Source organism: Gordonia sp. UCD-TK1 (assembly GCF_001691435.1).
In the GTDB taxonomy this organism is placed as follows: domain Bacteria; phylum Actinomycetota; class Actinomycetes; order Mycobacteriales; family Mycobacteriaceae; genus Gordonia; species Gordonia hongkongensis.
Map to the genome: position 1 here is coordinate 350,974 of NZ_LZMP01000024.1, position 10,666 is coordinate 361,639.

The 10,666-nt window shown below is 65.0% G+C and carries 9 protein-coding genes; 1 reads left to right on the plus strand and 8 read right to left on the minus strand.

The features are described 5' to 3' along the window. Positions 1–22: 22 nt before the first annotated feature. Genes A9310_RS15390 through A9310_RS15410 form a run of 5 tightly spaced genes read right to left on the minus strand, consistent with a single transcriptional unit; the run spans position 23 to position 4,957 of the window. Entirely contained in the window at positions 23–1,207 is a 1,185-nt protein-coding gene (locus A9310_RS15390; RefSeq protein WP_065631397.1) for a DegT/DnrJ/EryC1/StrS aminotransferase family protein, read from the minus strand. Then, positions 1,204–1,971, minus strand: a complete 768-nt coding sequence (rfbF, locus tag A9310_RS15395) for a glucose-1-phosphate cytidylyltransferase (protein WP_065631350.1) — start codon at positions 1,969–1,971, stop codon at positions 1,204–1,206. The genes A9310_RS15390 and rfbF overlap by 4 nt, the downstream gene beginning before the upstream one ends. Further along, positions 1,968–3,002, minus strand: coding sequence for an NAD(P)-dependent oxidoreductase (locus A9310_RS15400; protein ID WP_065631351.1), 1,035 nt, complete (start codon positions 3,000–3,002; stop codon positions 1,968–1,970). Before A9310_RS15400 ends, rfbF begins: the two co-directional genes overlap by 4 nt. Beyond that, a complete protein-coding gene (locus A9310_RS15405; RefSeq protein ID WP_065631352.1) occupies positions 2,999–4,105 on the minus strand; it encodes a glycosyltransferase family 4 protein in 1,107 nt (368 codons plus the stop codon). The genes A9310_RS15400 and A9310_RS15405 overlap by 4 nt, the downstream gene beginning before the upstream one ends. 3 nt (positions 4,106–4,108) lie before the next feature. After that, positions 4,109–4,957, minus strand: coding sequence for a glycosyltransferase family 2 protein (locus A9310_RS15410; protein WP_083207394.1), 849 nt, complete (start codon positions 4,955–4,957; stop codon positions 4,109–4,111). A gap of 770 nt (positions 4,958–5,727) precedes the next feature. Here A9310_RS15410 and A9310_RS15415 point away from each other — a divergent pair. After that, positions 5,728–6,960, plus strand: coding sequence for a TetR/AcrR family transcriptional regulator (locus tag A9310_RS15415; RefSeq protein ID WP_302621823.1), 1,233 nt, complete (start codon positions 5,728–5,730; stop codon positions 6,958–6,960). Here A9310_RS15415 and A9310_RS15420 read toward each other — a convergent pair. From A9310_RS15420 to A9310_RS15430, 3 genes are all read right to left on the minus strand, one after another. Continuing rightward, complete coding sequence (locus A9310_RS15420) at positions 6,948–7,907, minus strand: phosphotriesterase (protein WP_065631354.1); 960 nt, start codon at positions 7,905–7,907, stop codon at positions 6,948–6,950. The genes A9310_RS15415 and A9310_RS15420 overlap by 13 nt on opposite strands. A gap of 123 nt (positions 7,908–8,030) precedes the next feature. Beyond that, entirely contained in the window at positions 8,031–9,470 is a 1,440-nt protein-coding gene (locus tag A9310_RS15425; protein WP_058253433.1) for a cytosine permease, read from the minus strand. A gap of 742 nt (positions 9,471–10,212) precedes the next feature. Further along, positions 10,213–10,666: IS630 family transposase (locus A9310_RS15430; RefSeq protein ID WP_139104634.1), on the minus strand; the 454-nt coding region annotated here is incomplete at its 5' end.

Here is a 10,666-nt window from a genome sequence, read left to right on the forward strand (position 1 = left end):
ACCTCGAGTCGGTGAACCACGTCTATCCGTCCGTGGCCCGCCCCGAACCGATGGCGGGACGGTAGAAGGATGTCACCGCGGAGACGACCCGGTCGAGATCCGCTTCGCTCATGTACGAGTGCAGCGGAAGGGTCAGAACACGGTCGGCAGCGGCCTGGGTCACGGACAGGTCACCGCGTCGGCTGTTCCGGTAGTAACTGAACTCATGCGCACCCTGGAAGTGAATTCCGGTGGCGACTCCTGCGGACTTGAGGTGTTCGACCAACTGGGCGCGTTCGGCGCGACCGCCGGTCCTGATCACATAGATGTACGGTGCTATGTCAGCCCAGTCCGTGTCGAACAGCTCGAGCTCGGGGATGTCGGCGAATGCCGAATCATAGAACCGACAGTAGCGTTGGCGGTTAGCGATGAATTCGTCGACCCTGGCCAGTTGCGACAGACCGATCGCAGCGGGAACCGAGCCGAGGTGGCACCGGTAACCCTGCCGGACGACGTCGAAGTCCCAGTTGCGCTGGTTCCGATATCGCGCGTCGGTGTCGGAGTCGATGCCGAGATGCCGAAGTTCCCGAAGCACCTGCAGATCAGCGGGATCGGAGGTGACGATCGCCCCACCCTCGAGCGTCGTGATCATTTTCACCGGTCCGAAGCTGAAACATGTGATGTCACCGTGTGATCCGACGCGGCGTCCAGCCCGGACGCTGCCGAAGGCGTGGGCGGCGTCCTCGATCACCCGCAACCCGTGCTCGCGCGCGATGGCCATGAGCTCGTCGAGATCGCACGGGAAGCCGAGATAGTCGACCACCAGAATCGCCTTGGTGCGAGGCGTGATCAGCTCGCGCACACGCTGCGGGTCGATGTTGAGGTACCGCGGTTCGACGTCACAGAAGACGACCTCAGCCCCGGTTCGTGTCAACGCCTGATGACCCGCGACGTAGGTGAACGACGGGCAGATCACTTCATCGGACGGGCCGAGTCCGATCAGCCGGGCCGCCAGATGAAGCGCTTCGGTACACGAATTCGTCGACACGACAGTTCTTTCGGATGCGCCGAGGTAGGTTCCGACCTCCTCCTCGAACTGCTTGCTGAGTGCACCCATGCCCAGCCATCCGGCCGCGAGGGCATCGACTGCAGCCTGCTGGACATCCTCGCCCAGGTAGGGGCGGTAGACGGGCACCGTCGAGGTGGCTCGTTCCATCGAGGTCGTCATGACCAGCACCTCCACGGCGCCTCTCCGCGATCCCAGAGATCATTGAGGAAGACCTTGTCCCAGATGGTGTCCATCCCGCGCCAGAATCCGTCGTGCTGGTATGCCGACAGCTGCCCCTCAGCGGACAGGGTCTCCAGCGGCTCCTTCTCCAGCAGGGTGGCGTCGCCGGCGATGTAGTCGAGGATCTTCGGCGACGAGACGAAGAACCCGCCGTTGATCCAGCCGCTGCTGCCTTCCGGCTTCTCGACGAATCTGGTCTGCGGCGACGAGACGTCGAGCGTGCCGAACCGCCCGGGTGGTTGCACGGCCGTCACCGTCGCGATGCTGCCCGACATCTCGTGGTGCGCCAACACCTTTCGGATGTCGATGTCGGCGACACCGTCACCGTAAGTGAACGAGAAGGTCTCGTTGCCGATGTGTTCGCGAGCGCGCAGGAGGCGGCCGCCGGTCATCGTGTCCAGACCGGTGTCGAGGAGGGTGACGCGCCACGGCACACCGTTCGACGAGTGGTTCTCGATCGCGCCGGTGCCCAGATCCACGGTGACATCGCTGGCGTGCAGGAAGTAGTTGGCGAAGAACTCTTTGATCATGTAGCCCTTGTAGCCCAGCAGCACAACGAAATCCGTGACGCCGGCGGCCGCGTAGATCTGCATGATGTGCCAGATGATCGGGCGTCCGCCGATCTCGACCATGGGTTTCGGCCGGTCGACGGACTCCTCACTGATCCGGGTGCCTCTGCCTCCGGCGAGGATCACCGCTTTCATGACCGATCACCCGTCCATCGCAGATCGGCGTCGAGCACGTCGGCGTCGAGGAGCTCGCGCAGGACTCGCAGCCGGACGAAGTCGTTTCCGTTGAACCGGTCCGCGCTCAGGCCCGCGTCGACGTAGGCGGCGTGGATCTCCGCGATGCCGGTGGCCAGGGTCCACTGCGGCGCATAGCCCGGTAGCGACGTCTCGATCTTGGTGAAGTCGACGACGTAGTTCCGGATGTCGACGACGACGTCGTCGGCGAAGGCCACCTCGCACTCGGGCACGATGTCGGCGACCATCTTCGCGACATCCCGGATCTGATGGTTGTCGCTGTTGCGACCGACGTTGAACACCTCGTTGTGCACGGTCGCCGGTGGCGCCTGCAGGACCGTGACGATCGCGTGCGAGATGTCGCGGACATGGACGAGCGGTCGCCAGGCGGCGCCATTGCTCATCAACAGCACCTTTCCGGACGTGACCGCATGCCCGACGAGGTTGTTCACCACGACATCCGTGCGGAGGCGACGGGAGATCCCGTACGCGGTGGCGTTCCGGAGAAAGGTGGGGCAGAAGGCGTCGTCGGCCAGCTCGCTGATCGCTTGTTCGGCGCGGACTTTGGATTCGCCGTACGGAGTGACGGCCTCCATCTCGGCATCCTCGGTGAGCGCACCCTCCGCGCCCGCCCCGTAGAGGCTGCACGACGACGAGAAGACGAAGCGGGCAACGCCGGCCGCCTTCGCGGCTCGGGCGATGCCCACGCTGGCATCGAGATTGATGTCGTAGGTGAGCTCCGGGTTCAGCTCGCTGACCGGATCATTGGACAGTGCCGCCAGGTGTACGACGGCGTCGAACCCCGCCAGATGACGCTGCTCGACGTCACGGATGTCCATGTCGAGCGTGGGTACGCGCAGCGGTTCCGTGCGGAAGTCGCGGTCCCGATAGTAATCGGTGTCGAGCCCGACGACGTCGTGTCCGGCGTCGACGAGCATGGGGACCAACTCGGCTCCGATGTATCCGAGATGTCCGGTGACGAGAACCCTCATCCCCGTCCTCCTGTTCGTTGGCTGTCGAGGTGCCGACTGGGCACCTTGCTGAATACCGGGGCGATCCCGGCGTAGATGTGTCTGATCTGTTCCGTCATGCGGACTTCGCTGAAGTCATCCGCTACGGCGAAAGCTCTGTGCGCGAGCCGATTCCATGACGTCCGATTGGTCAGCACGTCGTTGATCCGGTCGGCACGGTCGTCTGCCTGCGGGTCGATGGCGACACCGCACGACCTCTCGTTCACGATGTGTGCGATCTCGCCGCACGGGGTTGTCGCCACCGGCGTGCCGCTGGCCAGCGCCTCCAGCGCCGACAGCGGTAGGCCCTCCCACCGCGATGTGAGCAGGAACATCCGGGACCGGGCAACCTGTGCGCGTGTGTGCGCGTGGGTGTCCCCGACGCTGATCTGGACCACGTCCTCGAGGAGCAGTTCCTGGCGTCTTCGGAGGAAGTCGTCCTGTAGCGGTCCCGTACCGGGAGAGATCCACAGGCAACGAAGACTCTCCCGCCGTTCCGAGAGCTCCTTCACCAGTTCGAGGAACAGCAGCGGGTCCTTCTGCTCGTCGAACCGCGCGACGTTCACGAGGTCGTATGGCCTGTCTTCATAGGCCGCAATGGTGGCGCCCAGCTTCCGTACTCCGTTGTGCACGACCGAGACCCGCTCAGCAGTCACGTGCGGGAAGTTCGCGAGTAGTGACGCCCGGACGGCGCCCGACACCGCGACGATCCGCTGCGTGCGATACGACAGGCCGCGATGGTCGGTGAGCACGTTGTGTACGTGTTCGACTGTGCGGGAACCACGCCCGAGCGCAGCGGCGATCAGTCCGAGAAATCGTTGCTGACAATGGATCACGTCGGCGGATCGCAGTGCGCGGAGTGCTGCGGAGTCCGTGAGACGAAGCCGTCGGATGCCGGCATCGGCGAGCCGATGGTCCCATTCACCGGCCGCCAGCGACAGCACGTCGACCTGATGTCCCTCGCCCGCGAAGTGGGTCGCGACCTGCAGGATGAAATGACTCACCCCGCCGGGACTCATCCGATCCGTCATCACCACGATCCGACCACGCCGCTCACCGGCGTCGTCGACCTTGACGGAGGTCACGGCTCAGCCGGCCGGGTGACCCGAGGAGACCTGGACGGCGCCTCGATGATTGTCATCAGGACGTATCGTCGCCGGCCGCCTGCCACCTCGCGCCTGCCACACGGTGCGCAGCACCCGTCGGCCGTCGGAGATCGCGTTGAGATTGGAATTACCTGTGCGACGCGGCATTTCCAGGCTCGGAACCTCGGCGATCCGCAGGCCGGCCTGCACCGCGCGTACAGTCATCTCGGCCTCGATCTCGAAGCCGGTCGCCTGCAGATCCAGAAGATCCAGGTATCGCCGATGGAAAGCGCAGAAGCCGTAACACAGATCGGTCAGCTCGGTTCGGTACAAGCTGTTGAAGAACGCGAGCAACCCGTAGTTGCCCAACCGCCGGAACCGGGTGATGTCGAGTGACCCGCCCCCGCCCATGAACCTCGACCCCTTGACGAAGTCGTAACCGTTCTCGAGGAAGTGCAGGAAATGCGTGATCTCCTGCGGAGCCATACTGCCATCGGCGTCCATCATGACGATCATGTCGGACGTCGCGGCGGCGAAACCGGTACGCAACGCACTGCCCTTGCCGGGTCCGCTCTGTTGCACGATCTTGATGTCGGGGCGGTAACTCCGCGCGGTGATGAGTGTTGCGTCGGTGGAGTTTCCGTCGATGAGGATGATCTCGTCGATCCGCTTGGGGATCTGTTCCAGCACCCACCCGATGTTCCGTGCTTCGTTGCGAACCGGAATGATGAGGCTCACCGTGGATGTCGTGGGGCCACGATCTCGGTGAGTGACGAATTGAGTGTTGCTGAGTCGATGCTGGGCATCTGGTTGCGCCGCAACAGTTGCGGTCCCGTTGTTCTGGCCGGTCATTTCGATCACTGTGTCCAATCCCGCGCACGGTCCAACCACACGTGTGTGTACGAGACTTCCCCCGGAAGCATCGACTGAACGAGTCGAGCGAGTGCGCGTTCTGAAGTAGAGACAGGGCCGTCCTCCCTGACGACCCGATTCGGACAGTAGCAGAGGATCGGCGAGATGGGGAGGCGTACAGCGCGCCTGTTGAGCTTCGCGAGGCGAACGGATTCCGAACTCGGAACGCGTGGCAGCGCAACCAAACTCGTGCCAGACCACGTACCGGGCGGTATGGTCAGCCGTCCTCTCGGCCCTGAATGCGCATCCAGGGTTAATGGCCGATACACGCGGTAACGCACTGCCTTCCGGGCGCGAACACGGGTTGAAAGCCCAGCACAGCGGCCGGCCTCCACACGCGGTCGGCGGATTCAGTGAGTCGCCGTTACACGCGCTGCGTCGTCGACCTGCGATTCACAGCTGGGTTCGAAGCGTCGTCCGACGACCGCGGTCTGCGGCCCCGAGCCGGAAACACACGCCTACGCCGCGTGGTCAAGAGTCGTTCGGTTTCGATCTCAGAATCGCGAGTGTGATTCGCGGCACTGTTGGGATCCACCCGGCGGGCTCCAACGAATGGAAAGTGACCCCGAGGTCGTCAGACCTCGAGCAAGAAAGGCTGCCGGCGCGCGATGAACTCACCCACACCTCGGTCCCCGTCACGGTCGGCGCCGGCTCCCGCGCCTCGAGACGAGAGGCCGGGGCGACCCCCGGAACCGCGGGTCGAGCAGCTCATCGCGGAAGCGACCTCGCTCTTTCAGGACGCCGGCTACCGGAATGTGAGCGTCGAGGAGATCGGCGCCGCCGTCGGACTGACCGGGCCGGCGGTGTACCGGTATTTTCCGTCCAAGCAGGACATTCTCGCGAAAGCGCTGGCGACGCAGGTGGAGGGGGTACGCGCACTCCTGACCCAAGCCGAGGAGCGCAGCGAATCGCCGGCGGAACAGCTCGGCGTGTTCTTCGACCTGCTTGCGACCAGGGCGGCGCACGGCGACGTCTCGACACTGTGGACCCGCGAGCGACGCCATCTGCACCGATCCGGTCTCGACGACATGGACGCGCACCACCGCACGCTGATCGACGCATTGGCGTCGAAGTTCGACACCACCGAGGCCGGCATCGACGCCCAGACCGCGAAACTTCGCGCGACCGCGGCGGTCAGCGTGTTCTCGAGCACCGCGGCGATGCGGGGTTCGCTCACCCCACGACGGCTCACGCAGATCCAGCGGGCGGTCGTGGACTCGATCCTGAGCTGTCCGCTTCCCCGCGGGGCACAGTCCCGCGCGCGGTTCGCCGATGGATCCAGCCGACGGCCCGCTGCGCGGCGTGATCGGATACTCGCCGCCGCGACCCGGATGTTCTTCGCGCGCGGATTTCCCAACGTCCGAATCCACGAGATCGCCGCCGGAGCGGATGTGTCGCCGGCGACGGTCTACCAGGAGTACGCGGGAAAGACCGACATCTTGATGACCATCATGCGTCGAGGTCTCGAGAATCTGCACTGGATATCCGTCGACGCACTGGCGGAGTCCTCGGCGGTCGAAGCGCTGGACGTCCTCGTGGGTGTGTTCCTCGACTACTCGCTCGGCCCGAACGGTCGAGTGTTGGCCATCGCCCTCCAGGACATCGTGTATCTGCCGGAAGCAGACCAGGTCTCACTTCGCCGGACGGCGTCGGACTACACCGCCGAGTGGACTGCCGCCATCCTGGCCCGTTCACCGACCCTGACGCACGCCGACGCCAACGCGCTCACGCAGGCACTTACCGGATTCGTCTACCAGGTCATCTCGTCGCCGGAGCTCCGCTCGCGGCCGGGCATCGAAGGCGAGTTCCGCGCGCTGGCATCCGCCATCCTGAGCCCGGTCGAACTCTGTGGCGATCCCGGTACCCAGGGCCGGAGTCCGCGCCGACTCGCAGATGTTCCGCGAAGCCAAGTGGTCCCCGCACCGCGCCGCTACTCGAAGTAACGTCGCGGCACGTCGACGAGCATGGTCGTGATGTCGGCCTGGCTCACCCCGGCTTCGCGCAGCGCGGGCAACACGTCCTCGCTGATGTGCCGGTAGTTCCACTTCGGGAGTGCCTGTTTCTTGGCGTCGTGGTCGAACCAGTCGATGAAGCAGGCGGCGTCGTGCGCCAGTGCCATGCGGTCGGCGTAGCCGCGCTTGCACAGTTCGGCGACCGTGTTCACGCGCTCGTCGAACGGCAGGAGAAGGTCGAGCCCAAAACGATCCATGCCGAGGATGGAACCGGCGTCGGCGAGCTTCATCAGGTAGTCGAGGTCGACGCTGTCACCGGAGTGGCCGATGACCACCTTCGTCAGGTCGGCCCCTTCCTCGGCGAAGATCTTCTGGGCGACCAGTCCCGACTGACTGTGCGGATCGGTGTGCACGGTGATGGGCGCGCCGGTCTGGGCGCTGGTCTGTCCCACCGCGCGCATCACGCGCTCGACACCCGGTGTCAGTCCCTGGGATTCGATGGCGCACTTGAGGAAAGCCGCCCGCACACCGGTGTCCGCGATGCCCTCGGTGAGATCCTTCGTGAACAGGGTGACCAGCGGCTCCGGGACGTCGAAGAGCATTCCCGGTCCCGCGTAGTGGAATTGGAACGGGATGTCGTTGTAGGTGTACAACCCGGTCGCGACGACGATGTTGAGGTCTATCTGTTCGGCAATCCGCTGGATGCGTGGGATGTACCGGCCGAGACCGAGAACCGTCGGGTCGAGGATCGTGTCGATCCCGAGTTCCTTCAGTTCGGTCAGGTCGCGGACAGCTTCGGCGACCTTCTCGTCCTCGTCCCAATCGTCCTGATAGTTCTGCCGGAACTCCTCGCCGACGACGAACACATGCTCGTGCACCAACACGTTCCCGAGGTCAGCGGAATCGATCGGGCCGGTCGCGGTGTGGACGGTGGCCATGGAACCTCCTCACCAGGAGGCCGCGTTGCCTCCACTGCGCCGAACCCTAGTCGACGACCTGATGCGGCAGGCGGCTTTCGCCCGTCGTCGCCGCCGACCGCCACGGCTCTGGCGGGACGGGCTTCAGGCAGCGCGTGGCGCGGTGAGTTTCTCCATGGTCCAGTAGGAGGTGCCGGCAACGACTGCCCCGGCGAGCCACGACAGGTCGATCCCGCCCAGTGCGACCGCAACCGGCCCCTGCAGTGCCGGCAGCATCCCGTACATGAACATCCAGGTCGCGGTGACACCGAGAGCGAGTGCGACGAGGGCGGTCGGCCGGACCATCGGCAGGACGCTGTCCGCCGGTGTGGCGAACAGACTCTCGGCGTCGATCTGTTGCCGCGCGATCAGGAACCAGTGCACGAGAACAACGCTGCCCCAAGGGCTCAACCAGCCGACGATCGACACCAGCCAGAAGTCGATGGTGGTCGCGAAGTCGCTATTGAGCACGAAGTAGACGACGACCGCCATCGCCACGACGCCGATGATCAGGTTCAGCACGCGCCGGTCGACGCGGATGTCGAGCGCCTGCGTCGACACCGTGCACGTGTAGATGTTGAGGATGTTGGTCGCGAGCGGTCCGTGGATCACCAGCAACAGAACCGGCAGTGCGAGAACGCCGTAGGCGTCGACGATGATCTCACCCGGGTCGGCGGAGTCGCTCAATGTCGCCAGGGACGCACCCAGCACTCCGAGCCAGACGACCGGGATGAACTGCCCGAGTGCACTGGCGAGAAACAGCCTGCGCGACGGGACGTCCCGGGACACGAAGCGCGAGTAGTCGCCGGCGTAACCGATCCACGTCAGACCCCAGCCGATGCCGATCGCGGTCATCACCGCCGTGATCGCGCCGATGTGGGCCGATCCCGTGAGCTCCGGAGCGGTCGTCTGTCCCCAGTCGACGTCGAGGCCGACCCACGCGACGACGGTCATGACGAGCAGGATCGCGACCGTCGGAGGCACCGTCCATCGTTCGAACGCGGAGATCACCCGGTACCCGAACCACGCGATCGTCACCTGCATCCCCATGATGACCGCGGCCACGACGATCCGTGCGGCGTTGTTGTCGAGGTCCGGGTCGACGAGTCCCATCTCGCCGAGCAGCGCCATCACCAAGTCGAGAACGATCCAGGTGTTGACCGCGCACCAGCCCATGCAGACCAGGGCCTGGACGGCGGCGGGAACGTAGGCGCCGCGGCGTCCGAAGACGGCTCGCGACAGCACCATTCCGGTGACCCCGGTGCGCTGACCGATGACGACGAAGACGCCGAAGATGGTCATGCCGATGGCATTGCCGACGACGAGGACCGCCACCGTCTCCCACAGCCCGAGGCCCATCGTGACGCCGAGTGCACCAAGCACCCAGTTGATCGGCGCGATGTTCGCACCGGCCCAGATCCAGAACTGTCCGCGCACGTCATGGGTCTTCGCGGACTCGGGGATCAGTTCGAGTTCGGCCTCGGCCTGCGGGCCCGAATGGCCCGGTCCGGGTGCCGACGGGGTCGCGGCGTCGAGTGCGGTCATGGAGTCCGTCCAGGAAGTGTCGGCCCCCGATTGGGCGGGGTGCGTTCGGGCATGGCGCGCGACGATGCGCAGTGCATCCATGGTGGTCGCACCGCCCGTCGCGCGATACCTACAGAACGTTCGCACTCCTCGGGTACGGAACGGACAGAATGTCACACCTTCGGCGTTTCTCGCACAGCCAACTGGACTGTCCGGGCTTCTCGCGCTGACCGATCTGGAGGGCGATGCGTTGTTCGGCGGCGTCGGCGATGCGTAGCTGTTCTTAAGCCCGGTAGGCCAGGGCGACGTCGTGGTCGCGGCCGGTTTGGGCGTCGGCGGCCGCCGGGGTTGTGGCGCACGAGGGTTCCGAGGTCACGGCGGCATTGTCTGCAGGGGTGGCCCTGGGTGTCGGTGGGGATCGCGCAGCCGGGCAGGGCGCAGCGGGGGAAAAGTTCGGCGGTGATGGTCACGATGGTTCCTCGAGGTGGCGGGTGTGAGCGGGGCCGGGGCGCTGGGCCGCGACCGTGAGAGGTCGCGGCCCACCGCTGGACGGGGTCTAGTCGGGTGGCACGTCGACGGCATCGGTGTCCCCGGCGATGACCTTCTCGACGTCGGAGAGGGTGTACTCGTTCCGCAGGATCAGCTTGGAGAACGCCTCGACGGCCGAACGGTTCGTGATTGCTCCACAGTTTCGTCATTGATGACGAAATGACCTGATTTTCTCCAAGATTCGCCGATAACCTACGTTATGACATAATTCCCGCTAGTGTTCTGAGTCATTAATTCGTGTGCAGTAGTGGGCGATGGAGTCGAGGATCTGGTCAGCGGTCTTGACCCACACGTAGGGGCGGGGGTTGTCGTTCCAGGTCTCGATCCATGCTCTGATGTCGGCGTTGAGCGCTCTCACGGTGCGGTGGGTGGAGCGTTGGAGCTTCTTGGTGGTCAGTTCGGCGAACCAGCGTTCGACGAGGTTCATCCAGGATGAGCTCGTCGGGGTGAAGTGGACAACGAATCGTGGGTGCGAGGTCAGCCATCGTTTGACCGCGGGCGTCTTGTGGGTAGAGGCGTTGTCCATGACCAGGTGGACGTCGAGCTCGTCGGGCACCTCGGCGTCGATCTTGCGGAGAAACCCGATGAATTCTGTTGCCCGATGCCGTGAGTGAAGCGAACCGATCACTTTTCCCGACGCGATGTCCAACGCCGCGTACAGACTGGAG

Excerpts from the sequence above, each read along its gene's own strand:
- A9310_RS15390 (WP_065631397.1), bottom strand. The coding sequence starts at position 1,207 with ATGACGACCTCGATGGAACGAGCCACCTCGACGGTGCCCGTCTACCGC.
- rfbF (WP_065631350.1), bottom strand. The coding sequence starts at position 1,971 with ATGAAAGCGGTGATCCTCGCCGGAGGCAGAGGCACCCGGATCAGTGAG.
- A9310_RS15400 (WP_065631351.1), bottom strand. The coding sequence starts at position 3,002 with ATGAGGGTTCTCGTCACCGGACATCTCGGATACATCGGAGCCGAGTTG.
- A9310_RS15410 (WP_083207394.1), bottom strand. The coding sequence starts at position 4,957 with ATGACCGGCCAGAACAACGGGACCGCAACTGTTGCGGCGCAACCAGAT.
- A9310_RS15420 (WP_065631354.1), bottom strand. The coding sequence starts at position 7,907 with ATGGCCACCGTCCACACCGCGACCGGCCCGATCGATTCCGCTGACCTC.
- A9310_RS15425 (WP_058253433.1), bottom strand. The coding sequence starts at position 9,470 with ATGACCGCACTCGACGCCGCGACCCCGTCGGCACCCGGACCGGGCCAT.